The organism is Terriglobales bacterium, assembly GCA_035561515.1.
Lineage (GTDB): Bacteria > Acidobacteriota > Terriglobia > Terriglobales > Acidobacteriaceae > DATMXP01.
In genome coordinates, this window is the sequence record DATMXP010000016.1 from 32,309 (window position 1) to 58,354 (window position 26,046).

The following is a 26,046-nucleotide window of genomic DNA, read 5'->3' on the forward strand; positions in this document are numbered from 1 at the left end:
CACTGGTTGGTTGCTATGTTTGCAGAATTCACGGTAAAAGACCGCTGGTCGGGCGAAGATGTTCATTGCGCCTATCAAGCACTCATTGTGGCTGTGGCTACCCGCCACGCCGATGCCATCGACGTGAAGTTTCTTGCCAATGGGCGTTCCGTTTGGATCGCCCTGCCTCACCCGGCCTGGGTGGAATATAACCGCCAAACCGGCAAGGTGATCACCGATCCCCTCGCGGTCGAAATCGCCGGTCATTTCCTGAAAACAGCGATTGAGTCAGGCGAAGGCGGTCGTGAGATGTACAGCTTGACCGTAAAGGAAACCCTCGAGCATCTGGAGGCTGTGCGCCAGGCTTACGACGCCCGCGTACCGGCCTAGTTTTTGTTCGGCCCCGCATCTAAGTCACGGTCCCTTGAGCGTGGCTTTTTGTTTTTTTACCAAGGATGCCCTTATGACCACCGTTACTGTTGAACTGAAATCCCCCAGCCTGAATATCCAAAACAGCAAGCTAGCGCAGTGGGTAGAAGAAACTGCGCGGCTCTGTAAACCCGACCAGATCCGCGTTTGCGACGGATCGCAGGAGGAATACCAGGAGATGCTCCGGCTGATGGTGCAGGCCGGAACAGCGATTCCCCTGAATCCCGCGAAACGTCCTAACAGTGTCCTGGTGCGCTCCAATCCCGCAGATGTGGCGCGCGTGGAAGATCGCACCTTCATCTGTTCGGTTGAGAAGAAGGACGCCGGCCCAAGCAACAACTGGGAAAACCCTGCCGTCATGAAGAAGAAGATGACGGAGCTTTACCGCGGCTGCATGACGGGACGCCTGATGTACGTGATCCCCTACTGTATGGGTCCGATCGGCTCTCCGATTTCCAAGATCGGCGTCGAGATCACCGACTCGCCTTACGTGGTCGCGAACATGCACATCATGTCGCGAGTGGGCGCGAAGGTGCTGGAGGTCCTTGGCACCGATGGTGACTTCGTGAAGGGCCTGCATTCTGTGGGTGCTCCGCTGCAGGCAAACGAACAGGACTCGACCTGGCCCTGTAACGCCGAGCACAAGTACATCTGCCACTTCCCCGAGACGCGCGAGATCTGGTCGTTCGGATCCGGGTACGGCGGCAATGCCCTGCTGGGCAAGAAGTGTCACGCTCTTCGCATTGCTTCTGTCCAGGCACGCGACGAAGGCTGGCTCGCTGAACACATGCTCATCCTGAAGCTGACGAATCCCGATGGCGAAGTGAAGTACATAACGGGCGCGTTCCCGTCAGCTTGCGGCAAGACCAACCTCGCCATGCTGATCCCAACCATTCCCGGATGGAAGGTGGAGACGATCGGCGACGACATCGCATGGATGAAGTTCGGCCCGGATGGACGCCTGTACGCGATCAATCCGGAATTTGGGTTCTTCGGCGTGGCGCCGGGAACCAGCATGCTTTCCAACCCGAACGCGATGCTCACGGCCACGCACGATTCCATCTTCACGAACTGCGCCATGTCGCAGGACGGCGATGTGTGGTGGGAAGGCATGACGGAAAAGAAGCCAGCGCATCTGATGGACTGGCTGCGTCGTCCGTGGACGCCAGATACACCACGGAAAGCGGCGCATCCGAATGCGCGCTTCACCACGCCGGCCAGGCAATGCCCGGTGATCGCCCCCGAATGGCAGGACCCGAAGGGCGTGCCGATCGATGCCATCCTGTTCGGCGGACGTCGCGGCGGCATCGTGCCGCTCGTGATCGAAGCGTTCGATTGGCAGCACGGAACGTTCCTCGGCGCGACCGCTAGCAGTGAAACCACGGCAGCCGCGGCCGGCAAAGTCGGCCAGCTTCGCCGCGATCCGATGGCGATGCTGCCCTTCTGCGGCTATCACATGGGCGACTACTTCGCGCACTGGATCAAGATCGGCAAAACAAAGAATGCAAAGCTGCCGAAGATCTTCTACGTTAACTGGTTCCGGACCGACGAGAACGGCAAGTTCCTGTGGCCGGGCTATGGCGAGAACAGCCGCGTGCTGAAATGGGTGTTCGAACGCTGCAACGGCACGGGCCATGCCAATGACACAGCGATCGGTCGCATGCCAAGTCCGAACGACCTCGACACCGCCAATCTGCGCATCTCCGAAGCAGATCTGGCGAAGATCCTGAGCGTGGACCGCGACGGCTGGCTCGCGGAGGTTCCGCTCATCCGTGAATACTTCGCCAAATTCGGTGACCGGCTGCCGACGGAGCTTTCAGAGCAAGTGGATAAGCTGGAACAGAGACTGAAATAGCACCGCGTTACGACGCAATGCCCCGGCTTCGGTCGGGGCATTTTTGTTAAAGTGGAATCCATCCATGTTCGCGCGCAAGATCAAAGTCGAATACGAAGATGCCGGCCAGCGACATCCCTGCCCCATCAAGTGGCTCGACAACTTCGCCATGCGGAATTTCACCAACGATCCGATCTTCGACGACACCCTCCCCGTCAGCGACGGGGTGATCGAGATTGGGGTTCGCGTTCCGCTCGATCGCCTGAAGGCTGACATGGAAGACTGGTTCCGCAGGAAAAGCTACCTTCCCCGGGAAGCCAAGTTGATTGTGTCTGAAGGCTAGTTCTTTTTGCCGCTTTTTGCGGTTTCCATCTGCCGGTTTTTGGTGACCTTCAGCAGCATCAGGACCTTGTCATCTACGTGGACGCCGTCTTTCGCCCACTCTTTCACTTCCGCCAGCACGGATTCGATGATCTGATCAACCGGCTTATTGCGATGCTTCGCCACGCACTGCGCGAGCCGCTCGTACCCGTACTCTGCGCCATCGGCGTTGCAGGCCTCGGTGATTCCGTCCGTACTGGCGACAAGGATGTCTCCGGCATTCAGTCTCGCGGAACCGCGCTGGTACTCAGCGGTCGGGAACAGTCCGACGACGGTGCCTCCGTCCTGTAGGAGTTTGTACTCGCCACTCTCGCCACTTACGAGGATGGGCGGCACGTGTCCGGCATTGATGTAATGCAGACCATTGCGGCGCGTATCTACCACGCCGAGGAAGATGCTCAGGTATTTGCGTGACTTCCTGGCGTTGTACATCATTTCGTTCAACGACAGCGCCAACACTTCGAGCGAATGGAGGTGCATCACCAGCGCGCGCAGCGTCGCCTGCAGGTTCGACATCACCAGCGCTGACGAAACGCCCTTGCCCTCGACGTCGGCGATCACGAGCAGCAATGTCTGCGGTCCCAGGCTCAGAAAGTCGTAATAATCACCGCCCACTTCATAGCATGGCTCACTGACGACGGACAGTTCGTATCCCGGAATGATCGGCGGCGAATCCGGCAGCAACGAGCGCTGGATCCCGCGCGCCATCTCGAGTTCGCGCTCCAGTCGCTGTTTCTCCAGCGCATCACGGTGAAGCCGCGCATTCTCAAGCGCCATCGCCATGTGACCGGAAAGCTTCAGCAGGAACTCTTCGTCTTCCTTCGAGAATCTGCCCGTTACCGTCTGGTTCAGCAACTGGATAACCCCGACGATGTAGCCGCTCGCGTGACGGATGGGAACGCACAGCAGCGACTTCGTGGTGTATCCGGTCTTCTGATCGAACCCACGCTCAAAATAATCAAGAGTGTATGCGTCCGCGACGTTAATGATCTCGCCCGTAACGGCGACTCGTCCCGCCACACCGTGGCCGAATGGAACGCGAATCTCCTGGTGGTCCAAGCCCTGCGCGACGATCGACCATACCTGCTTGTTCTTGCTGTCGACCAGGAACACCGTCCCGCGATCGGCCGCAACCTCGGTCTTTGCGATCTTCAGGATCAGTTCCAGCAGTTCTGCGAGATCGAGAGTCGAGTTCAGCAGTCGCGTCGCTTCAAACAGAAGCGAAAGCTGGGTGATGGTCTTGCGGTTTTCCCGATCACTGAGCAACTGCTGGAGCGTGTTTCCGGCAATGTGCGAGCAAAGCTCCCACCACTGCAACAACTCCTTTTCGACCGGACGCCGCGAGTAGTTCGCACACACTCCCACGAGTTTGTCTTTCGACATCAGCGGAAATGCGCTGACGTGGGTTATCCCCGAGCGCGCGCCGAAGTCCGGATCGACTTGTGCATTATGGATGGGCTTGAGGGAAGTTGCCGCCTTACCCACGACGGAATCCGGAGTGCTGTAGTCCCTGGCGTGCGAACTTTCCTCGCCGGCTGCGTTGGTCAGGTAGGCGGAACCGGAAGAATCGTCCCACAGCCAGAGTTCCGAGCGGATGGCGTCAAAATCGGAAACGAGGATCGACGGAATGTGGCCGAATGCATTTCCTGACGCTTCGGGCGTTCCAAACAAGGTGAGCGCGTTTGCGAACGCGCTGATGTAATCCCGTTTCATCTCGGCTGCCGCTGCGCCGATGCCATCCACGTTAGGTTCTCCCGCTGCCATCGCCTTGTGTTTATTGCCTTGTGTCGGTCGAAACGCGCTTAACTATATGCGGGCTTTGGCTCTAAGTAAATAAGAAGAGAGCCGGATGCAGCACCTGCGTGCATCCGGCTTCGGAACTGGTAGGTCTCTAGATATCGTTGCGGTTAGTAAAGGCGGAAATTGACTTCGACATTGATCTGCACGGCAACAGGCTGTCCGTCTTTACGGGCCGGATCAAATTTCCATGTGCGGACGGCTTCCATCGCCTTCTCGTCGAGGCCAAGGCCAAGCGAGCGCTGCACTCGGATGTCGCGCGGACGCCCATCGGGACCAATCACGACCCACAGCACCACCGTACCCTGGTATTTCGCCTTGCGGGCTTCTTCGGAGTAATCCGGATCCGGCGCATACAGAATACGTGGAGCCGAAACACCGCCGCCCACGCGATATGCACCGCCACCGATGCCGCCGCCCCAGCCGGGCCCAACACCGGGGCCGCGTCCTGAACCTACGCCTCCGCCGCTACCCGATCCGATGCCACCACCGGAACCGGTTCCGTTCGAAGGCGGACCCAGAACGTTCGAAAGCGGGTCGCCGAGCGTTGGCATTTTCGCCATGTTGATGGTGGGCGCTACCACCGTTGGTTCCATCGGAAGTTTGGGATCGTTGTTGCGGATTACCACTGCTGGCGGCGTGAATTGCTCGCGCGCCTGCTTCGGCAGGCCACCCTTGGGAGCAGCGAGTTTGTCGCGGTCGCCACCGCCGCCACCGCCACCAGACTGCGTCGGCGCAGCCGGCATCACATATGGGCTGATCTCAACCACAGCCTGCGAGATTCTTACCTTGATTTCCTCTTTGTGCGTCGCTACCCAGTACGAAGAGTAGATCACCAGCAAAATCGCAAGTGTGTTGATGAGATACGACAGAATGAAGTTCTTGCGATCAACTCCGTAGGTGGCAGTCCCGGTGCCGAATATCGTTACCAACCCATCGGCGTGCGACGGGCCTGCGCGTCGGCTTTCTGCTTTCTGGAGAGCAGGGGTAGACATGGTACTTACCTGAAAGTATAGACCTGAATAATCAGGAAAGGTTTCAGAAAAGTACTAGGAATTACGAGTTTTGTCCCAGTACCGAACTGGCTTCTATCTGAAAATCGATGAGAAAAAAGACCCAATTTTTCCGAAAAACCCCTTTTTGACAGGTTTTTTCGGAGTTTCGGCCTGTGCCGTCTTAGGCGGCTGCACCGTTGGCGGGGCTGGAGGTTGTGCCGGAGGCAACACCGATGCGGATCCGAAAGTCGATCCGGATATCAGTCTGAGACGCGCCGCCGCGTCAGCCAGTTCCTGGCCCGGATCCCCGGCCTTATAAACGAACGGAGCTTCCATCTGGAGATGTAGTGACTCGGCCTGTGGCGGAGGCGCAAGCACCGAAGGTTGTGTGAAAGCTTGCGACACCGGCGTCAGCGGAGGCGGGGGGAAGTAGTCGCGCTCGTCGTTCGGAGCCGTTGGTGCTGGCGCGGGTGTAGGCGGTTTCGGTACCTCGGCCCGTTCGACCGCAGGCTGCGGCGGCGGACAGCCACAGTCCGGCGGAATCAAGGGGCTGATATCCGCAATCGTGCCTTTGCGGAAGACCACGGCTACGTTCGGCTTCACCTGGTACGTCCCGTCACCATTCAACTCGCTGACGATCAGGGATGCAGTATTCGACGGCAACGCGCGCACGCACGCATTCCCAGCCGAGTCGGAGCTGATGGCGAAGTGGAAAATCCCTGGTCCGGGCAGCAGGATGCGGAAGTCGGGGGTCATCACCGTGTCGGCGCTGGAGGAAAGGGTGAAGTGCGCTTCGATTGCCCCCGAATTCATGCCCCACATCAGGTCTCGGCCATTGGGAGAAGCGGCAACCGACACCGTCGTACGCGGGCAGACTCTGACCTCTCCTCCGCGGCGCAACTTCAGCACCGCTGCGGCATCACCGGCGACCACAGACGAACCGCTTTGAATCTGCATGCCTCCGCCCGAAAACAGTACCGAACCGTGAACGCTTGCATCCGATGCAAACATCTCGCCGATTACGGCCTGTGCCGCGGCCATCCCCGAAAGAAGCAGGATTGCGCAGATTGTGCGGGTAACGCGCATCCGTAACAGCATACCGGATACGTCAAAAGGAAGAAGCGAAAGCGCCGGACAAACAGAAAAAGCGCGGCCGAAACCGCGCTTTCGGAGAAGAAAGAAATCTATGTATCAGCAAGAAATTCGTACCGCTCGATGACTGCGGCGATACCAACTCGCCCCGGCGTTTGTGGCTCAACGCGCACCACTTTGCCTTTGCAATGCACGCGGATGCTTTCGGTCAGCGTGATTTCGGGTGGCAAGGTAAGGGTGAATTCTATGGGAGAGCCTTCCGCGATCGAGCTATCGATATAAAAGGAAATACCACGTGCGCTTACGTCGCGAGTCTGTGCGTCCTTCTGCTCTCCCTGAGGAAACTTAACAGTTAAAGGAAGGCGGAGAGCGAAGCGGCGTGTGGCTCGTTGCTCCCGTTGCGGTTCGGCCATGAGGATTCCTCCATCCTTGAGGCGTAAGCATCTCGCCCCCATGCGCCTGTTGTCAACAGATTACAGAGATGAACGCTGATTTCACTGCTTTCGGTACTGGCGGGGTTGGCAGGCGGTAATAGTCACGAAAGTTCCACGAAGTTCTTCACCATTCGCTTGCCATGATCGGTAAGGACGCTTTCCGGGTGAAACTGCACCCCTTCCACGGGAACCCGCTTATGCCGCAGTCCCATGATGACGACATTGCCGTCCGCATCCTTTGTTTGTGCACTGATCTCCAATTCCGGAGGTAACCCTTTCCGACTTACCACGAGCGAGTGGTATCGCGTGGCCTGAATGGGCGAAGGAACGTCCTTGAAAATGGTGCGGCCATCATGCTCAACCAGGCTGGTCTTGCCATGCATGAGGTTTTTGGCCCGCACTACTTCTCCACCAAAAGCAGCTCCAATCGCCTGGTGCCCGAGACATACGCCAAGAATCGGGACCTTGCCGGCGAAGTGCTTTATTAGCGCGATGGAGATGCCTGCATCCTGAGGGGTACACGGACCGGGAGATACAAGAATGCGGTCAGGACGCATTGCCTCGATCTCGTCCAGAGTGACCTGGTCGTTGCGGCGTACCTGGATCGTTTGCCCAAGTTCGCCAAGGTACTGGACGAGGTTGTAGGTAAACGAGTCGTAGTTGTCGAGAACGAAAACCATCGGCTGTTCTAGATTAGCGCATTTTGGCATATCCATTATCACGTGGGGACGTGATTCATGGTGTCGCCAGCGGCTTTGGGCAGTCCTACGATTTGGGCAATTGGAAGAAAGGAGTTTCGGATGAAGAAATCTGCTTTTTTCGTTGTACTGTCTGTGATTGCGTTGTTACTGCTTCCTTCTGCTCTGTGGGCCACGAAGACGCTGGATAACCTGCAAGCCGCATTTAACGGCGAGAGTAACGCACATGCTCGCTATGTAGCCTTTGCAGCGAAAGCGGATCAGGACGGCTACAAACAGGCCGCCGTTTTGTTCCGCGCCGCAGCGCGCGCGGAGGAAATTCACGCTGCTAACCACGCTGTCGTCATCAAGAAACTCGGCGCTACACCGCAGGCAAAAATTGAGAAGCCCGACGTGAAATCAACGGCCGAAAATCTGAAGGCCGCAGTGAAGGGTGAAGAGTACGAGCGTGACGTGATGTATCCGGAGTTCATCAAGGTAGCCCGCGGAGAGCGGAACACCGACGCGCTAACCAGTTTCAATTATGCGAAGACTGCCGAAGCGGAGCATGCGTCTCTTTACAAGAACGCAGGCGAGAATCTGCCTAAGATGAAAACCGCGGGCGTGAAGTACTACGTCTGCACGATTTGCGGGTACACGACCACGAAGATCGACTTCGAAAAGTGTCCGGCCTGCTTCAACCCCAAAGAGAAGTACGTGCCAGTGGCTTAACCGCGTTGTAGGGGTCGAGGTTCTCGGCCCCTGCTGTTTCCATTCATAGGAGGCACTATGCTTCAACTTCCGCCTGTACCCACCTGGGATGGCCTTCACCCGCTGATCATCCATTTCCCCATTGGACTTCTGCTCATCGCGCCGGTTTTTGTGTTGATCGGCGCGGCTGTGTGCCCAAAGCAGGCGAGAAGCTTCCTGATCGCAGCGCTGCTGTTGATGCTGATCGGGACGGCTTCGACATTCATCGCTGTTGAAACCGGCGAGGCAGCAGGCAAGATCGCAACTCGCACGCCGGAGATCAACCGTATTCTCGAACGGCATGAAGCCTTGGCGGAGCGTACGCGTGTAACCTTCACGGTACTCACCACTGTGTTCGCGGTCTTATTGGTCCTGCCGATCGTGCTGAAGCGCAACACGAGGATCTTCACCACGGCTCTGCCGCTGCTATTCCTGTTGTTTTATGGCTATGGGGCAGTGCTGCTGGCGAACACCGCACACAACGGCGGACGCCTGGTGCACGAATATGGAGTTCAGGCACTCGTTGCCCCGACACCGGGCGAGGAAGTTAACGTCGGGAAGTAATCACTCTCCGGAGCGGGCCAACTCGACCGCGTGCACGAGTGCCCGCGCCTTATTAACGCACTCTTCGTACTCCCTCTGAGGCACCGAATCAGCCACGATCCCCGCCCCGGCTTGCACAAACGCACGCTTGCCGCTCGTGAACATCGTGCGGATTGCAATGCAGGAGTCCAGATTCCCTGCAAAATCTGCGTATAAAACAGACCCGCCATACACACCACGACGCAATGGTTCGAGTTCCTCGATGATCTCCATCGCCCGCACTTTCGGTGCACCGCTCAGGGTTCCCGCAGGGAAGCAGGACGCAAAGGCATCGAACGCGTCCAGTCCCTCGCGTAATTTGCCTTCGATGGCCGACACCAGATGCATCACGTGCGAGTACTTCTCCACGAACATCAAGTCGCGCACTTTCACCGATCCATATTCGCTGACCCGTCCTACATCATTGCGGCCAAGGTCAACGAGCATTACATGTTCGGCGCGCTCTTTCTCATCTGCGAGCAGTTCGGTTTCGATCCGCTGGTCTTCGACTTCGTCTTTGCCGCGCCAACGGGTGCCCGCAATCGGACGGTATTCGAGTTCGCGTCCTTTCACCCGCACGAGCATTTCCGGTGAGGAACCCAGAACCGTGTTCTCGCCAAGTTTCAGGTAGTACATGTAGGGCGAGGGATTCACACGACGCAGCGCGCGGTAAATCTGAAAGGGCTCCACTCCGGGCTCAAATTCGGCACGCTGCGATAACACGACCTGGAAGATGTCGCCTGCCGCGATGTAATCCTTGGCTTTTCGGACTGCATCTTCGAACTTCTTCTGCGGCGTGGGACGCTTTACTTTCAACTTGCCGGGGACAACTTTCGTCTTTGGCGGCTTGAAGCCTTTTGCCAGCTTCTTCTCGATGGCTTCGATATCGCGTACGGCACGCTCGTAAGCGCGGCGCGGGCTCTCATGCCGGAGATCGGCGGCCGCCATAATGTGAATCTGGTGCCGCACGTGATCGAACGCCAGCACTCGGTCGTAGAACGTGAGCACGCAGTCGGGAACGTAGACGTCCTGCTTGGCCGTCTTCGGCAGGCGCTCAAAACGACGCACCATGTCATAGCTCACAAAGCCCACCGCTCCCGCAGTAAACGGAGGCAGCCCTGGCACCTTCGCCGGTTGATGCTGCTTCAGCAACTGGCGGATGACCTCGACCGGCTCGCCATCCACCTTGTCCTGCTTGCGGCCCCGATAGAGAACCACTCCGCTCTCGTCGCAGATGAGCCGCATGTATGGGTTCGCGCCCAGAAAGGTGTAGCGCCCGATCTTCTCTCCGCCTTCGACGGACTCGAGCAGAAACGAATACGGCTCGTCGGCAGCAAACGACAAGAACGCCGAGACGGGCGTAAGCAGGTCGGCGCTTACCGACTTCGCGACCGGGACCAGCGTGGCTGTCCGGGCCAGCGCCATGAACTCTTTCAGGGTAGGGCGAATCATCCTGAGAAACAGTTTAGCAACGTCACAATCCAGGCGTGCCGACCCAAACTAACGCCCTATGGCTGTTGCAGTAACCGCCGCGGTTCCATCTCGATCTGGTACTTCCGGAACCTGAAATGAAATTGACGGTGTGTCCTAGAAGTGTCATATACTGCCTGCACTTACGAGCGCTGCCCCCGGGCGCCCAAGACGCGATTAGTTGCAGATTGCATTGAGATTGGCGGATGGCACTGCCTTTTAGCCGCACTGCAAGGAAGGCGCATGCACATTAAATTCTGGGGTGTACGCGGGTCTACCCCGACTCCCCAGCCAGAGAACATGCGTTATGGGGGGAACACCTCTTGCGTAGAGGTCCGCATCAACGGGCACATCTACGTCTTCGATTGCGGGACCGGCTTTCGCAACCTCGGCAAAGCACTCTCCAAGACCGCACGAGAATCCGAGAAGCCAATCCACGCCCACATCTTCCTGTCGCATTTTCACTGGGACCACATCCAGGGAATTCCATTCTTTAGTCCCCTGTATGAATCGCGCGACAACTATTTCTTCTTTCACTCTTCCAGCCGCAGTCGCAACCTGCAGCGCGCCATCGAAGAGCAGATGGCCGATCCCTACTTTCCCGTCGACATGAGCGAGATGGCAGCTCACCGTAATTTCTACGACATTGAGGAAGACCGGATCGCCTTCGACAACTGCATCATCCAGAGCATGTGGCTGAACCATCCGCAAGGGTGCCTGGGCTTCCGGCTCGAGACCGACGAAGGGGTCATCGTCTACGCCACCGACAACGAACCTGGCCATCCCATCTTCGACAAGAACGTTCGCAAGCTGGCGGAAGGCGCCGATGTCCTTATCTACGACGCTCAATACCTGCCGGATCAGTATGAAGCGCACAAGCGCGGTTGGGGGCACAGTCACTGGCGTGAAGCCATCAACATCGTGATGCAAAGTGGCGCTAAGGAACTCGTGCTCTTCCACCACGATCCCGACCACAGCGACGCCTGTATCGACAACATCGTCCGCGACGCCAGCAACTACTACCCGAAGGTGCGGGCGGCCGCCGAAGGAATGGAAATCCAGCTCTAGCCGATCAGGCGACCGGGAACTGAATCTCCAGCAACTCTCCCCAATACAACTCCCGCTTCGGTCCCGCGAGTTGAACGTTCTGCACTCGCATCCATTGCCGGATGGCATCGTAGGCGTGCTCGGCTTCTTCTTCCGTGTTTCCAGCGTAGGCGCACGCCAGAGTCGCCGGAGGCAGTTCCCGCTGGTCGAACACGCTCCGACGACTTAGCCGCGTTGTCAGTTCGATGAACGGCTCCCCCTCGAGCACGCCGGAATCCGCGCATCGATGCCACAAAACACCGCGCAGCTTTCCGACACAGTCCTCTGGAACGTTCGCAAGAAGCTCTTTCTCCATGTCGGCAACGTGTTCGTACGCATCGACCGTCGCTCGCACTGACGCAATCCTCACCGGAGGACGCCGCTTCGTCTGCACAGTGACGGCTCCGAATTCGTAGTCGCCGGCGAGAGCGGCTTCCAGCAATCGCAGTTTCTGTCCCGCTTTCTGGATGGACGTTCGAATTTCCCCGCGCAGCGCCTCCAGCGCACTTCGTTGTGCACAAGCCGATCCCGAAAGCAGCGGACGAATCTCATCCAGCGCCAAGCCCATGTCCTTAAACGCAACGATAAGGTTCAACCTGACCAACTGCCTTGTGTCGTAGTAACGGTAACCCGAGCGGGCATCGACCGCTGCCGGCGACAGCAGCCCGATCTCGTCGTAATAGCGCAGCGCCTTCGCCGACACCCCGGCCAACTGCGCAAATTCACTGATCCGCAGCTTCACGGCTTACCCCACATCCCACCACGATACCCCATTTTCAGCCGTTGCACCTTCCCCCTACGGGAATGTTCACCTTGTCCTGGAGGTTGGAATGAAAGTTCTGAAGCTGCTCTCGCTCGTCCTTCTCGTAGCGACCGTGGTCCTCTCTCAGGAGAATCGCAATGTCGTTCGCATGGTTACGTGGCAGCCGAAGCCCGGCATGGAACGTCAGTTTGAAGAGGGCTATAAACGCCACCTGGTCTGGCACACGAACGCGAAGGACCCGTGGATTTGGCATGGCTGGAACATCAATTCCGGCGACCGCTCGGGATGGTTTGTCGATGCCAGCTTCGGGCATGCCTGGACTGACTTTGATTCGCCCGTCAATCCGTCGGGCGACCGTGGCGACAACGAAAAGAACGTAGTCCCTTACGCCGATGTCCGTCAGGTCTCGACCTTCGAAGTTGTGCCCGCCGCCAGCAATCTCGACGAACAGCGCCTCTCTTCGCGCCTGCTGACCTTCGTCTACTTAGACATACGTCCCGGCTTCGGCGGTCAGTTCGAAGCTTCTATCGCAAGCGCGTTGCAAGGTACCGCGGCGCCTCCGCATGCACTGCTGCGCCCAGCCAACGGCACCATGCAATACCTCCTGTTGCTCGCCGCAGACAAGAACTCGGATTTAGGCCCGACCTCCGAAACCGTGCGAAAGCTCCTCGCCTCTATTTCCGAACGCGACGCAAACCTCATCCAGAGAGTCGGCACCGAAACAGCTTCTCACCGGCCGGATCTCAGCTATCTCGGCGCCAAATAGTCGCCCTCCCCCCGACCCGCGTTCTGTCCCAGGTGCAGCACGCGGGTTTCCCCTCACCACCTTGGTTCCTGCACCCTCGTCGCCTTGCCCAACTTTCCGCTTCAAGCTTAGAATTGGCCATTTGGCGCAAGATACAGATATGGCGCCGGGAGCGCGCCAACCTGCATCCGATGTGGTGCGATTGAAGTTCCCTGCCCGTTTGGAGATTGAATGAGCACCATTTCTATTCCCCTGGATCAAGAAACCAATCCGTGGATAGCACAGGCGGCCCGGTTTGACATGGCCGCACAGAAACTCAACCTCGACGAAGGTCTCTGGCGCATCCTCCGCAGCCCCAACCGCGAAATTACCGTTTACATCCCCGTCCAAATGGACGACGGCCACATTGAAGTCTTCACCGGATATCGCGTCCAGCACTCCATCGCTCGTGGTCCCGCAAAGGGCGGAATCCGCTACAGCCCCGATGTCAGCCTCGACGAAGTCCGCGCCCTCGCGAGCTGGATGACATGGAAATGCGCCGTCGTGAACATCCCCTTCGGCGGCGGCAAGGGCGGCATCATCTGCGATCCCAAGAAGATGTCCATGCACGAACTCGAACGCATGACCCGCCGCTACACGGCTGAACTAGTCGAGTTCATCGGGCCCGAGAAAGACGTGCCCGCTCCCGACATGAACACCAACGAGCAGGTGATGGCCTGGATCATGGACACCTATTCCATGCACATGCGCCAGACCGTGACGGCCGTCGTTACCGGCAAACCACTCAATATGGGCGGCAGCAAGGGCCGCCGCGAAGCCACGGGTCGCGGCGTAATGGTCGTGTGTGATGAAGCCCTCAAGCGCATGGGTATGAGCCGTGAATCCACTCGCGTCATCGTGCAGGGCTTCGGCAATGTCGGTTCAAATGCAGCCCGCCTGATGCACGAAGCCGGCTACAAGATCATCGGTATCGCCGAGTTCGATGGTGGTCTCTACAACAAGGACGGCATCGACATCGATGCTCTTTGGGAGCACCGCTATCGCAACGGCACCATCCATGGGTTCAAGGGAGCCGAGCCGCACGACCAGCATGAACTCCTCCTCACGGATTGCGACATCCTGGTGCCCGCAGCGACCGAGAACGTCATCACCAGCAAGAATGCCGCCAAGATTAAGGCGAAGATCATCGCTGAAGGTGCGAACGGCCCCACCACTGCGCACGCCGACGACATCCTTGCCGACAACAAGATCTTCGTCATTCCCGACATCCTGGCCAACGCCGGCGGCGTGACCACCTCGTACTTTGAGTGGGTTCAGGATCGTCAGGGCTACTTCTGGAAGGAATCGGTTGTGAACGAACAGTTGGATCACATCATGCGCGCTTCGTTCGAAGATGTGGTTCGTTATGCCGAAACTCACAACGTAAATAACCGCATCGCCGCATACATGCTGGCGATCGACCGCGTGGCTTATACCATCCGCCAGCGCGGTATTTACGCGTAAAAGTAGAAGTTCATCGAACAGAGGCCCGGTGAGGAACCGGGCCTTTTTGCTTACGGTGTACGCCCCTTCGACTTGTTGGGCAGAAAACTCACTTTGAGCGCGTTACCCACAACACGGAAATCATTGTCCGCCGTTATGAGGGTGGCATTGTTGCGCAGGGCCAGTGCTCCCGCAAAAGAGTCCGCAAAGGGAACCTTGAACCGGAAGCGAAACTCGGCCGCTTCCCTTGCAACGATGGGATCTACTGAAAGCACATTGATCGGTAAACTCTGAAACCGATTCTCAATGTTCTCTGCACTGACAACCCCGTGTGCCTTCAGAACGATGTAGAACACTTCGCCCCAGTTCGCCGCGGACATCAAGAGGTCGTGTGCACCGATCGCAGCATCTTTAATCAGGCGTTCTACCTCAAGAGCCCCGGGCTCGTTGTCCAGAAATCGAAGAACAGCACTTGCATCAAGTACGAACGTCATTCCCTATCGTCTCTATGCTCCCTTTCACGCATTTCCGACAGCGAAGGCCCTTTGAGGCATCCGCGTAGGCTTTCGATGTAAGCATCAGTGATCGGGCGGAGAACGATGTGATCCTCGTGCGCTTCGATCGCCAAGCGGGTGCCTGAGGTCAATCCGTAACGCTGTCTGATCTCAGCCGGTATGACCACTTGGCCCTTCGTGCTCAACTGGCTATATAGCTTCATGTCTTACATTATATATCATTCTTACAAATAGTTATACAAACTACATACTAAATGCAGTAATACATATTTTCCCGAGACCTACCATTCTGGCTTCCGCCTCGCCTCCAGCACGAGCCAGCCCCCGGCCAGAATCAATATGGGCCCGCTCAAAGCCCCCGGGGCCATTCGCCCCAGGTAAACGCTCACGATCAAGTGTTGAAGCCCATTCAATATCCCCACAATCACACCAAGTGGGATCGCTACCAGTTTCAGCCATCTCGCCTCTCGTGACGCGAACGGGGACAAGCAGAGCAGCAGAACCACTGCTGCCGCGAGCCCGAGAATCCATTGACGAAATGTGAAGGTAGGAATCGGCAGGAAGGGAAATCTCGCGCGAATGGCGAGGACGTTAGGGTTGTACCACGAGAGGAAGTTGTGCGCGGCTTCGTCAGTTACGTGGATGGCCAGGGCAAAAGCAAACGCCACCCATGCCCACAGGAAACGTCCTGTTCGATTTACTTCATCAACACCGCGTATTGATCCCGTTCTTTCTGCCATGGTGCCAACTGCTTTCTGGTTGGCTGCCGGACCGTAGACGGCAACAGGTGCGATTTGAACACCTCGACCGAACCGTCGGTCTTCGCCGGATTCACGTTTAACAAGTACGCCAGCAGCGAATAAATGTGGATGTTCGGGAACGGCTTCATCTTACCCTTCTGGAAGGAAGGACCCGCCGCGAAAAACATTGCCCGCATATTCTTTGTGCTGTTGTCGAAGCCATGGTTCCCACCCTTGAGCGGATGCGTCTTCAGGTAATCGCGCGTACTGATCGTCCATTCATCATCGGCAACCACCACCACGGGCGTGATTCTCGGGCTGTCGTTGAAGTGCCAGCGCTCGGGTACGGCCGTCGAGAGATAAGCCTTCGCGTGCCGAATCTTCTTCAGCTTCTGGTACAGTGCTTCCGCGTTTCCGTCTTTCGGACGAAGTGACAATACCGGACTGCCATCCACGATCTGCACGGTCTTCGGATCGATGTAGTCGTCCAGGTACACAATCTTCTTGGTCGAGATAGGCGCCATGCCGTGGTCGGAGACAACGATGATGTTCACCTGATCTTCCACACCTCGCAGACGAAGGCCGTTGAGCAACAGACCCACGGCGTTGTCGGCCTCCTGCACTGCCTCGCGGACCTGTGGAGAGCGAGGTCCAAAGTCGTGGCCGGCGTTGTCCACCATTTCGAGATACAGAGTGAAGAGCTGCGGTCTCAGTAATGCCGAGAGATCCATGCATTCGAACAACTTGGCAACGCGCTGCTCAGATGTCAGGTCCTTTTCATACTGCTGGCTGTACGAGGGCCGTGTGCCCTCGATCGCCGCCTGGGCACCGGGCCACAATAACGGTGCTGTCCTCACGCCCTGCTTTTCCGCCGTAACCCAGATCGGCTCCCCGCCCCACCAGCGCGCGTCTTCCACTGCGGATCGGTCCGCCATACGGAACCATGAATCCGATCCGGGATCGTACATGGTGTTCGCCACGATTCCGTGGTGTGCGGGATACAGTCCCGTCACCAGCGTGTAGTGGTTGGGAAACGTCTTGGTCGGGAACGACGGGATCATGTACTTGGCACGAAGGCCGCGCTGCATGATCGAGTGCAGGTTTGGCGTGGAGACCTGGTTCAGATAGTCCGGACGAAATCCGTCGATGGATACCAGGATTACCGTCGGACGCAGGTCGGTGATTCGGTTCGCGGCAAAAAGAGAAACCGTGAACAGACAAACGACGGCAAGTACTAGCTTGCGAAAACGTGAAGATTGCATGGCAACAGTGCTGCTGGAAGCATTAAACACCAATGCCGCGCGCGGTAGGACTACGCCGAATCACTTAAAGGAGTGATGGACTGTTGCTGGGGTCCCGCAAAAAACGAAACCCGCAGTGCCGGAGAACCGGTGCTCACTGCGGGATCTGAAGAGGCATGAAGACTACGGAGTAACTTGTTCCAGTTGGCCCTTTTCCAGTTTGTCCTGGCACTCGATGCAGTAACGGGTCCAGGGCACCGCTTCAAGACGCTTGGAATTGATCTCGTTGCCGCAGGAAATGCATTCCCCGTAAGTACCCTCGCGGATACGAGACAGCGCGCTATCCACCATCCCCAGCATCTGCCGCTCGTTTGTGCTCTGCGTGAAGAGGAACTCCTTGTTGTACGAGCTGGCAGCCTTGTCGGCGATGTCCTGCGCGATATCTTCGCCCTGATTCCGTCCGTCCTGCTGGCGGGTAGAGACGGTTTTACGCAGCTCGGCCTGTCGTTCCTCGAGTCGTTTCTTGAACTGTTCTAGTTTCTTCTTGTCCATCGACTTTGTCAGACTTCGAAAACCTTCGCCTTTCGTTGTCCCAAACAGGTGGCGAATCGGAAATGATAGACCCCGGTTTCGAGGTTCGTCAACGAACGCCGCCTATTACGGATGACCAACGTTGGATGCAGCCAGACCGACTTCGGCTCCATCATCCACGGAGAACATATGCAAAAAAGCGGCCCCTTTTCAGGGACCGCTTTTAAAAGAGGCAAGGAGGGAGGGAATCTCAGGGAAGGCGATGCAAGACGCCGTTCCGACTCCGCCGGAACGTACAGAGAGAAGTCGATATCTCAGGAAGAGGGATCATTCAAAGTGTCAACGGCCTCTTTTGTTACCTCCGTAAGTTGCACTTGCTCAACCAAAGTACATGAGCATCTCTTGTGGAACGGGTAAGCTGTTGAGAGGGCAACCAGTTAACCTGAAAATCCGGTGTTTCAATATGAGTCGAGGAGAAAATATCAGCAGGGATAACTTGGTATCCAGGTTCTCAGCTTAGGCACTCTGCTGCTTACTTTGAGCTGCCTGGTTCTGCTCTTCGATCGCCTTGAGTTTATTCAGAAGCGCCTTGTAGCTGATCTTCAGGATCTTGGCAGCCTGGCGGCGGTTCCATCGGGTTTGCGCCAGCACCCGCTCAATGGCTTCCCGCTCGGCTTGCATCGCTGCGCGACGTCCGATCTCAAGCAACGACGGCATTTCCTTTGAGTCACCGCCCGTACCGGAAAACGCCACCACGGGTGCCGGCGGAGGCACCTGCTGTGGAGTAGCTTCCCCATCCGAGTTCTTCGGGTTCCAAAGAGGACTCGTGCCGCTTAACGACGAAACGATCGGCTTGTGCGTGGAAAGTTCACGGATGATCTGCGACTCCTTCCCCACAATCACATACCGCTTCACCAGGTTCTCCAGTTCGCGAATGTTGCCGGGCCAGTTGTATTCCATCATCCGCCCGACCGCATAATCGCTGAATGGCGGCGGGGTTTTCCCGTAGAAGTCGCTGTATTTGCTCAGGAAGAAGTCGATGAATACCGGTATCTCTTCGCGCCTTTCCCTTAGCGGCGGAATGTGGATGGTAACGACATTCAGTCGGTAGAACAGGTCCTCACGAAAATGACCCTCTTCCACCGCTCTCTCCAACGGCTTGTTGGTCGCCGCCAGCACGCGCACGTCGACCGCGATATCGCGCTTCCCACCCAGCCTGGCAAACTCGCCGTCCTGCAACACGTGCAGCAGCTTGGCCTGCAAGGCCGGATGCATCTCGCTAATCTCATCAAGGAATAGCGTGCCCTGGTTGGCGAGATCGAACTTGCCGAGCTTCTGCCGCGTGGCTCCGGTAAACGCGCCGGGTTCGTAGCCGAACAGTTCGCTTTCCAGCAACTCGTGGGGAATCGCCGCGCAATTCACCTTCACAAACGATTTATCGCGCCGCATGGAATGGCCGTAGACCATACGAGCCACAACTTCCTTGCCCGTGCCGCTTTCACCGCGGATGAGCACTGTGGCCGTCGTATCCGCCACCTGTTCAATCGTCTGCTTCACTTCCTCCATCTTCGGACTGGTTCCGAACAGCATGGTGAAGTCGGTCTGTTTGCGCACCTGTTCGCGCAATTGGGTGGCTTCGGTCGAAAGCCTCTGCTTGTCGAGAATTTTGGTGATGCGGCTCTCGAGGTCTTTCGGATCGAATGGCTTGCTGATGTAATCCTCGGCGCCCGCCTTCGACGCGCGGAAGATGAGGTCCGGGCTGTTCTGGCCGGACACAACGATCACCGCCACTTCCGGCTTTATCTGTTTCAGGCGTTCAAGCGTGTCGATGCCATCCATCCCGCCCATCGCCATATCGAGCAGCACCAGCGTGGGGTCATACACCCGGAACATGCGGATCGCTTCTTCACCGCTCGCGGCCGTGCTTACCTCGTAGTTCTGGCGACTCAGATAACTGCTCAGGAAACGAGACATGCTCGGGTCGTCATCGACAACGAGCACGCGAACTCGAGGGACTGGCATCACCGGCAAACTCCAATGTCCGTCTTTTGGACGCAGTGAAACTTTCACATTCCGGTCAGGCCGGAAAATCGACTCTGCTTCCAATCCGTCCAGCCCTGGTTTGGCCGACGGCGGTGGTGGGGTTACTAGTAAATCAGCAGAGATTCAATCAGTCTCGGAACACATCACTTTCAGCACGCCCCACTCGCCACTGCCTTGATGTGCTTTTCCGCACGCAGCCTTCCAGCTACGCTCGCGGATATTGTACTTCCATTCACACTCTATGCATTGGAATAACACAATTGGGTCCCGAGTTGCCTCAGGCGGGAACAGCCGAAGCAGAACCTGCCAGTTTTCGTGCTGGTAACACAATGGTAAACGTGCTGCCCTTCCCGACAGTGCTCTCCACGCCTACCGCTCCCGAATGCGCTTCCACGATCCTCTTCACGATCGCCAGCCCGAGCCCGGTCCCCTCCCGAGAAGATTTCTTCGCTCGCTTCTCCAGTTGGGCGTACTCGTCGAAGATCACCTCCTGGTCCTCCGGCGCTATGCCCGCTCCCGTATCCGACACGGCAATACTCACCGTCTCTGCCTCTGTGTCGTATCGCAGAGCAAGATGGATCTGCCCACCCCTATCCGTGAACTTCAGGGCGTTGCCGACCAGATTAATGACCACCTGCTCGATCTGGTCGGGATCAACCAGAAGCTTCGGAAGCTTCGACGGAACCTCCATGCCCAGATGTATGCCACGATTCGCCGCCTCGGCCTGAAACAGGGTAGCCACAGCGCTTATCAACGCGATCAGGTCAGTTGCGCGGAACTCGGTTCGCATCTTGCCTGCGTCCATCTGCGTCAGGTCGAGCATGGAGTTCACCATCCGAATCAGCTTCTGGCACGCAGTCACCGACTCGCCAATCAACTCCTTCTCGTCTTCGTTGGCGCGATCCGCCAGAGACTCCTTCAACATGGAGTTGTAGCCCATGACGATCGTCAGCGGCGTTCGCAATTCATGGCTCGCGATACTAAGGAACTGCGTGCGCAATCGGTCTAGTTCGCGGAGCTTGCGGTTCGCCGCTTCGAGTTCCAGGTTGTTCTGCTGAAGTCGCGAGAATAGCGTGGCGTTCGACAAGGCCAGCGCACATTGCGCCGCGAGCGCCTGTAAATAGCGCAGCGCCGACGCATGGAACTCATATTCCTGGCCGCCATTGTGCGCAACCAGCACGCAACTGAGCCGGCCGTTTCCGATCCCCGGCACCACTGCGAAGCTACGCATTCCTTGCTCCGAGGCCCACTTCTCCAGCGGCAACGGAGCTTCCCGGTCCGTCAGGCTCATCCCCTGCTCCAGTATGGCCTGCACGATCCGGTCATTGAGAATCTCCGTCAAGCTCGAATCCACACCAGACGAATCTCCCGCCGAAAACGGATAGATCTTCGCTCCCCTCACCCGCAACACTTGCTGCGCGGCCTCCTCCACTTCCTTGGCGATGGCGTCACGATCAAAACTCGCCGACACCCGGCTCGCCACCCGGTACAAGCGGTCTACTTCCGAAAGCCGCTTCCGCTCCAGGGATCGCCGAACCGCCTGCTTCAATGCCGCGATCTCCATCGGCTTCAACAGGTAGTCATAGGCGCCCAATTGAACCGCTTCCAATGCCGAATCGACCGATCCGTAACCGGTCATCATGATCGTGACTGTGTTTGGTGAGCACTTTTGTACTTCCGCCAGCACACCGAGTCCGTCCACACCCGGCATCTTCAGGTCCGTAAGCACGAGGTCGTAATGCCGCGACCGTATCGCTTGAATTGCCTCCGCGCCGTCCGCAACTGTGTCGACATGAAACCCGTCCTCCTGCAAAATCGCCTGCAACGTCAGCAGGATATTTGCTTCGTCGTCGACTACCAGGATTCTTGCTTCAGTTGGGAGCATGGGAGACAAGGGCACCCGTGCGGCGCCCGCAAACTTGGGTAGTTAGATGCAGAATAGCCGCTGGCTGATGTTCTCTAAGGTGCCGCCAAACAAAAACGGCTGCCGGATGGCAGCCGCTTTCGGAAAAACACTTGGCTAGTTCGCCGCCTTACCCTTACCCCTCAGGAAGTGGTACGGAGGCCACGGTCCGCTGATGACCAGTTCGCAGTTCTTGAACTGGCGAGTCGCTGCGGCGTAACGATTCTGGTATTTCTCCACTGACTTGGAGTCAATCAAGTGGGCGATATCGATCAGCAGCCCGCCCGAATCCACCTTCTTGCAACTGATTTCCTCAGCAAGTGGGTTGAACAGCCTGTGGACCTGAACCGATAGCGTCTTCGCTTTGCTCTGGCGATCCCGGTCCAGAGCGGCACGCTCACGCAACCTGTTCAGGTATTCCAGCCCAACCTTCGCCGGAAGGACTTCCGGACCCACCTCCCGCAAGGATCCGTCCCGCACCACCAGCTTCAGGTGCATTTCGGACTTGCCGCGAAGTTGAGCCACGTTTTCCTGGAAGTGACGCCGGTTCGACCGTACGGCTCGTCGCAGCGCCTCATCGTTGTCGAATACAGTTCCAAAACGGAACGGCAAGACCGTCGCGAACTTAAAGCATTCGCCGACGACCCGGGCATGGTCCCGCGCGGCTTGCTGGTCGAGTGTGGCCGGTCCATACGGGCTCACCACAACTGCGAAATCGCCGCTCGGATATCCCAGTACCGGGGAATTACCGATTCCTTGAATGTTAGTGATGGGGAATGGACGTCGCGCTCTTGCGCCGCCAAGGAGGGCCTGTTGCTCAACGATACAGTATGCGTACCACGCCATGCATCAACTCTCCGGGCCAAAACAGAGTTAGGGAGATGGGGCCGATGGGTTACACGACGGAAAGAACGGCTAGGTGCATCTGAGAGCTAGTACTTAGAACCTTACGAAGTTCATCCTAGCTGAGCACAATGAAGAAAGCAACGGTTTTGCGGCACAAAAACATGAAAATCTCGCTTTACGAGCCATCATGGCTTCCTCTCCTCTTCGCCTGAGAAACCACTGCACCAGCTAAGGTGCAACTCCTTTTCATCATACGAACTCTGCCGGTTCGAAACGTTACGCGAAGGTGGGAATCTCGATTCCGTTTCACGGCCACCGCGTGCCCACCGGAGGAACCAGGCCGCCTCTGCGCCTCTCTCCGGTCCCGGACCACCTCGGCTGGAAACCAACTGTTTCGCTGCGACCTGATCCATCTTCCCGGCCAGAATCACGCATGGAAGCGGGCGTGCAACAAGGAGGGAGGCACAGTGTGTGCGCCGCCCTTCGACCATGGCTTTCGACGTCGGACATACAGAATCCCTTACACCTGACCGTTTCGTCGTCGAGGTCTTCTCCGAGGTCGGAGAAGAGACCATTCAGCGCCGCTGGCGCGAGATCAACACCATCCTCCGCCTAAGCATGCTCACCGGACTTCCCATGCAGATGGAAGCCGCACTCAGCATGCTCTGTGATTTCGCCGCTGAAATCGCCAATTATGACGCCGCCCTCGTCTATTTCTGGGAAGAAACCAGCGAACAGATGCTCCTGCGCACCACACGCGGTGTGGAGAACATCTCCGAGTCTGCCGCACGCGGTAACATCCTGAACTTCTGGGTTAACAAGTTTGGACGCCCGCTGCTCGTGTCCAAGGGCATACACCCGCAGGCGGACGCCGTCCTCGACGAGACAAACTCAAACTCTGCCCTCATCGTTCCCCTTGTCGTCAGTAACCGGACGTTGGGCTCCATGCAGTTTTTCTCGCGCACTCCCGGCGCCTTTACCGAGGAAGACGCGCAACTCCTATGGATCCTCGCTCTCGTCTCCGAGAACATACTCAGCCGCGAGCACGCCAACGAAGGCCTCCTCACGTTTGCGTTTACCGATTACCTCACTGGCCTTAAAACACGCGGATATCTTGAGCAACAACTCGAACTCGAGATCAAGCGGTGCGAGCGCAAGAAGGCGCCGCTCTCTCTTCTCATGCTCGATATCGATTTCTTCAAGCCGTTGAACGACCGTTACGGCCACCACGTTGGCGACCAGGTTCTGCGCGACGTCTCCTCTCTCTTGACCAAGGACATGCGCGAGGTCGATACCGTCGCGCGCTATGGAGGTGAGGAGTTTGTCATCATCCTGCCCGAGACTCCGGCGGCATCGGCCGCTCGGGTCGCGCAACGTATCCGCAAGAGTATCGAGCGCTCGAAGTTCTTCGCCGGATCGGCGTCCAGCGTCGAAAAGCTGACTATCAGCATCGGCATTGCCGTGTATCCGCAGGATGCCCGCTTCAAACGTGACCTCATCGAATGCGCCGATGCAGCCCTATATGAAGCGAAATCCCGTGGCCGAAACCAGGTGATGATGTACTCGGAGATGAAGCATCATCAGCGGGAGGTAAGCTAGTGGCCGGCTTATCGGGACTTCTTACTTCTCGCCTTCGCACCGAGTCACATAACCGCCCGTGGCGCGTACTGCACGCCTGCGAACTGGCGAGCGACGCTGCTGCCCTTGCTGAGTCGCAGTCGCTCATCGGCATGGCCCCGCAACTGCTTTCGCGTGAATTCTGGCCCTCACGCACTCCGCGCGAACTTTCGCTGCTCACCGTGTGGCACGACGTCCGCGATTGGCGTCACGAACTCAACGATGCCGAAGCAGCCTCGGACATTCAACTCGTACACGCTCATTCGTTTCCTTCCGCCATGGCCGGAATTCGCGGCACGCTTCCGTTGGTGTACGAGTTCACCAGTACCATTGACCAGGTAGCCGCCACGCAGGCGGTAAGCGGCCCCTGGCTCGTTCGTTCGCTTCGCGTCGCAGAACAGTTTGTCCTTTCACGCGCAGGCGCGGTCGTAACCCGTAGCTCTTCTATGCACAAGACCGCCATGGAACGGGGCACACTGCCGGAAAATCTATTCACGATCCCGGAACCGGTCCCGGCCGAGGACCCGTTGGTAAACAGCACAAATTGGGCGCTGCAACACCATATTCACCAGCCAAATGGACCCTTATTCATAGGTCTTCCCGACGGCGTTACTGGTGCTGAGTTCATCCTTCGCGCTTTCGCAGCTATGCTGCCGGAAGTGCAGCACGCGATCCTGCTCCTCGAATCAAACCAGCCAGAAGAAGCACGGCGACTTCTCCGTGACCTGAACCTTTCCGAAGCTGTCCGAGTCTTCTCCCCCTCGGAGCGAACTTCTGCTCTCTCCTGTGCCGATGTCGTGATTGCTCATGGGAGCTCCGACGCTTCCGGATGCAACCGGAGCCTGCTTCGTGCCCTTGCCTATGGCAGGCCAGTAATTGCCACCGACCTCCCGGAGAACCGGGAGTGCGCCCCGGAGGGACAAGGATGTATCTGGTACGCGAGCGGTGACGCCGGCGATCTTGTCCGTCGTGCCAGGTTCATCGCCGGCGATAAGGATTTTTGCAGGTCGTTGGGAGAGAGCGGCAGGGAGTTCATTCGCACCCATCGTTCGGCGACGGCCATCGCTCGACGCTACGACGCCGTCTATCGGCACGCCATAGCGCGCCGCTCCGAACGTCTGCCGAGGATCCCTATGCCGAAGCTGTACGCGTTGGGTGAAGCCTAGCTCGCCTGGCTCTTTGCTTCTTCCACCAGGAAGTCGATCGCTTCCTGCCGTTCGGAGAACAGCCGCAATTCTCTTCCTGAAAAACTCCGAAGTGCTTGATGAAAGGGTTTCGGCAGGTTCCCGTCGATGATCCACGCCGAACGCCGGATCTGCCGGCTGTCGCGCGCTGTAGCGAGCTTCAGCCTCTCCAGGCTCTTGCGCGAAAATTGCGAGCCTCTGAAATCACAAAGCAGAAGCACCGAGCCTTCCGGCTCTTTCAGCACCGCTTCGGGAACCTTGTCGGCGATCTCCGCCACTTCGTCCGCGGAGCAGTTGCGGCAATCGATGTCCAGGATTCGGACACCCGCGTCAGTCGTGTACTGGATGCGCTCCATGAGCCACTCCTACCCATCCGCAGGAAAAGTCAGCGCGAAAGTGTAGCGCATTCCCGGATACCCCAAAAGCCCATGCTACTGCTTATTTTCCGCTGCTTCTGCGCTTGCCACGCGTGTACGGAAAGCTTCGATCAACCGCTGCGTCGCTGCGATCGTCTTTTCGTCCTTGGTGCCCTTACCGGTTGGACGGTCACTCGCGCTCCACAGCACCACGTGATTATGCGAGTCGAGCACCGAAAGCTTCACGGCCGTCACGACCAGGTCTTTTGGCTTCTCCTCTTTCTTTTTCTCGCCGTCTTGCTCCTGGATCATGCTGGTCTCCACCGGAGCATCCACCTGGACCACGAGGTCCGCCTCTTCCGGGGTTCTCACCACGAAGTACTTCGGCCATCCTTCGAAACTCGCTTCCAGCACGCTGAAGGGCACGTCGCTCTTACTGGTGTTCTTCAAATAAACGGACTTTGCGGCGGACAAGCGCGCGTTCGCGCTAAGCGACTTCGGCGGTTCCTGCGAAACGGCAGCGATACTCACAAGGAAAAAGAGAGAAAAGACAATCAACTGTTTGCAATGCATA

26 protein-coding genes are annotated in these 26,046 nt (G+C 57.7%); 10 read left to right on the plus strand and 16 right to left on the minus strand.

The window, feature by feature from the left end; translation table 11 throughout:
• The first annotated feature begins 15 nt into the window (after positions 1-15).
• The 3 genes from VN577_06460 (at position 16) to VN577_06470 (ending at position 2,585) form a co-directional block, all read left to right on the plus strand.
• Positions 16-369 carry a hypothetical protein gene (locus VN577_06460; protein HWR14450.1) on the plus strand — a complete coding sequence of 118 codons (354 nt, stop codon included), beginning with the start codon at positions 16-18 and terminating at the stop codon, positions 367-369.
• 73 nt (positions 370-442) lie between these two features.
• The gene (locus VN577_06465) at positions 443-2,263 is read left to right on the plus strand and encodes a phosphoenolpyruvate carboxykinase (GTP) (protein HWR14451.1); all 1,821 of its coding nucleotides are present in this window, start codon (positions 443-445) and stop codon (positions 2,261-2,263) included.
• 64 nt (positions 2,264-2,327) lie between these two features.
• A complete protein-coding gene (locus VN577_06470) occupies positions 2,328-2,585 on the plus strand; it encodes a hypothetical protein (protein ID HWR14452.1) in 258 nt (85 codons plus the stop codon).
• On the opposite strand, the gene VN577_06475 is transcribed toward VN577_06470, so the two are convergent.
• The 5 genes from VN577_06475 to VN577_06495 form a co-directional block, all read right to left on the minus strand.
• The gene (locus VN577_06475; GenBank protein HWR14453.1) at positions 2,582-4,387 is read right to left on the minus strand and encodes a GAF domain-containing SpoIIE family protein phosphatase; all 1,806 of its coding nucleotides are present in this window, start codon (positions 4,385-4,387) and stop codon (positions 2,582-2,584) included. The genes VN577_06470 and VN577_06475 overlap by 4 nt on opposite strands.
• 143 nt (positions 4,388-4,530) lie before the next feature.
• Positions 4,531-5,415, minus strand: coding sequence for an energy transducer TonB (locus VN577_06480; GenBank protein ID HWR14454.1), 885 nt, complete (start codon positions 5,413-5,415; stop codon positions 4,531-4,533).
• Positions 5,416-5,508: 93 nt separating this feature from the next.
• Positions 5,509-6,501 carry a hypothetical protein gene (locus VN577_06485; GenBank protein ID HWR14455.1) on the minus strand — a complete coding sequence of 331 codons (993 nt, stop codon included), beginning with the start codon at positions 6,499-6,501 and terminating at the stop codon, positions 5,509-5,511.
• 98 nt (positions 6,502-6,599) lie between these two features.
• Positions 6,600-6,920 carry a PilZ domain-containing protein gene (locus VN577_06490; protein ID HWR14456.1) on the minus strand — a complete coding sequence of 107 codons (321 nt, stop codon included), beginning with the start codon at positions 6,918-6,920 and terminating at the stop codon, positions 6,600-6,602.
• Between the two features lie 122 nt (positions 6,921-7,042).
• On the minus strand, positions 7,043-7,621 hold the full coding sequence (locus VN577_06495; protein ID HWR14457.1) for an aminodeoxychorismate/anthranilate synthase component II: 579 nt from the start codon (positions 7,619-7,621) through the stop codon (positions 7,043-7,045).
• Between the two features lie 120 nt (positions 7,622-7,741).
• On the opposite strand from VN577_06495, the gene VN577_06500 reads away from it, so the two are divergent.
• Positions 7,742-8,350, plus strand: coding sequence for a rubrerythrin family protein (locus VN577_06500; protein HWR14458.1), 609 nt, complete (start codon positions 7,742-7,744; stop codon positions 8,348-8,350).
• A gap of 57 nt (positions 8,351-8,407) precedes the next feature.
• Positions 8,408-8,932, plus strand: coding sequence for a DUF2231 domain-containing protein (locus VN577_06505; GenBank protein HWR14459.1), 525 nt, complete (start codon positions 8,408-8,410; stop codon positions 8,930-8,932).
• Here VN577_06505 and trpE read toward each other — a convergent pair whose 3' ends face one another.
• On the minus strand, positions 8,933-10,402 hold the full coding sequence (gene trpE, locus VN577_06510) for an anthranilate synthase component I (GenBank protein ID HWR14460.1): 1,470 nt from the start codon (positions 10,400-10,402) through the stop codon (positions 8,933-8,935).
• A gap of 261 nt (positions 10,403-10,663) precedes the next feature.
• Between trpE and VN577_06515 the strand changes: the two genes are divergently transcribed.
• Complete coding sequence (locus tag VN577_06515; protein ID HWR14461.1) at positions 10,664-11,488, plus strand: MBL fold metallo-hydrolase; 825 nt, start codon at positions 10,664-10,666, stop codon at positions 11,486-11,488.
• A gap of 4 nt (positions 11,489-11,492) precedes the next feature.
• Here the strand turns inward: VN577_06515 and VN577_06520 are convergent, their stop codons facing one another.
• A complete protein-coding gene (locus VN577_06520; GenBank protein HWR14462.1) occupies positions 11,493-12,248 on the minus strand; it encodes a MerR family transcriptional regulator in 756 nt (251 codons plus the stop codon).
• Between the two features lie 88 nt (positions 12,249-12,336).
• Between VN577_06520 and VN577_06525 the strand changes: the two genes are divergently transcribed.
• Both VN577_06525 and VN577_06530 read left to right on the plus strand, forming a co-directional pair.
• Complete coding sequence (locus VN577_06525; GenBank protein HWR14463.1) at positions 12,337-13,035, plus strand: hypothetical protein; 699 nt, start codon at positions 12,337-12,339, stop codon at positions 13,033-13,035.
• Positions 13,036-13,245: 210 nt separating this feature from the next.
• Positions 13,246-14,517 (plus strand): Glu/Leu/Phe/Val dehydrogenase, encoded by a 1,272-nt coding sequence (locus VN577_06530; GenBank protein HWR14464.1) that lies wholly within the window; start codon positions 13,246-13,248, stop codon positions 14,515-14,517.
• 50 nt (positions 14,518-14,567) lie between these two features.
• On the opposite strand, the gene VN577_06535 is transcribed toward VN577_06530, so the two are convergent.
• From VN577_06535 to VN577_06565, 7 genes are all read right to left on the minus strand, one after another.
• Positions 14,568-14,990, minus strand: coding sequence for a type II toxin-antitoxin system VapC family toxin (locus tag VN577_06535; GenBank protein HWR14465.1), 423 nt, complete (start codon positions 14,988-14,990; stop codon positions 14,568-14,570).
• Positions 14,991-15,292: 302 nt separating this feature from the next.
• Positions 15,293-15,751: an HXXEE domain-containing protein gene (locus VN577_06540; GenBank protein HWR14466.1), complete on the minus strand. Its 459-nt coding sequence runs from the start codon at positions 15,749-15,751 to the stop codon at positions 15,293-15,295.
• Positions 15,709-17,013 carry an alkaline phosphatase family protein gene (locus tag VN577_06545; protein ID HWR14467.1) on the minus strand — a complete coding sequence of 435 codons (1,305 nt, stop codon included), beginning with the start codon at positions 17,011-17,013 and terminating at the stop codon, positions 15,709-15,711. Before VN577_06545 ends, VN577_06540 begins: the two co-directional genes overlap by 43 nt.
• Positions 17,014-17,175: 162 nt before the next feature.
• Positions 17,176-17,544 carry a TraR/DksA family transcriptional regulator gene (locus tag VN577_06550; GenBank protein HWR14468.1) on the minus strand — a complete coding sequence of 123 codons (369 nt, stop codon included), beginning with the start codon at positions 17,542-17,544 and terminating at the stop codon, positions 17,176-17,178.
• Between the two features lie 495 nt (positions 17,545-18,039).
• Positions 18,040-19,545, minus strand: a complete 1,506-nt coding sequence (locus tag VN577_06555) for a sigma-54 dependent transcriptional regulator (GenBank protein HWR14469.1) — start codon at positions 19,543-19,545, stop codon at positions 18,040-18,042.
• A gap of 298 nt (positions 19,546-19,843) precedes the next feature.
• Positions 19,844-21,451 carry an ATP-binding protein gene (locus VN577_06560; protein HWR14470.1) on the minus strand — a complete coding sequence of 536 codons (1,608 nt, stop codon included), beginning with the start codon at positions 21,449-21,451 and terminating at the stop codon, positions 19,844-19,846.
• A gap of 135 nt (positions 21,452-21,586) precedes the next feature.
• A complete protein-coding gene (locus tag VN577_06565; protein HWR14471.1) occupies positions 21,587-22,315 on the minus strand; it encodes a GvpL/GvpF family gas vesicle protein in 729 nt (242 codons plus the stop codon).
• A 471-nt stretch (positions 22,316-22,786) separates the two neighbouring features.
• Here VN577_06565 and VN577_06570 point away from each other — a divergent pair, with 471 nt between their 5' ends.
• Positions 22,787-23,914 carry a sensor domain-containing diguanylate cyclase gene (locus VN577_06570; protein ID HWR14472.1) on the plus strand — a complete coding sequence of 376 codons (1,128 nt, stop codon included), beginning with the start codon at positions 22,787-22,789 and terminating at the stop codon, positions 23,912-23,914.
• Complete coding sequence (locus VN577_06575; GenBank protein HWR14473.1) at positions 23,914-25,098, plus strand: glycosyltransferase family 4 protein; 1,185 nt, start codon at positions 23,914-23,916, stop codon at positions 25,096-25,098. Before VN577_06570 ends, VN577_06575 begins: the two co-directional genes overlap by 1 nt.
• On the opposite strand, the gene VN577_06580 is transcribed toward VN577_06575, so the two are convergent.
• Both VN577_06580 and VN577_06585 read right to left on the minus strand, forming a co-directional pair.
• Positions 25,095-25,472 carry a hypothetical protein gene (locus tag VN577_06580; protein HWR14474.1) on the minus strand — a complete coding sequence of 126 codons (378 nt, stop codon included), beginning with the start codon at positions 25,470-25,472 and terminating at the stop codon, positions 25,095-25,097. The two genes, VN577_06575 and VN577_06580, sit on opposite strands and share 4 nt — an antisense overlap.
• A 75-nt stretch (positions 25,473-25,547) precedes the next feature.
• On the minus strand, positions 25,548-26,045 hold the full coding sequence (locus tag VN577_06585) for a hypothetical protein (protein ID HWR14475.1): 498 nt from the start codon (positions 26,043-26,045) through the stop codon (positions 25,548-25,550).
• Position 26,046: the final 1 nt, after the last annotated feature.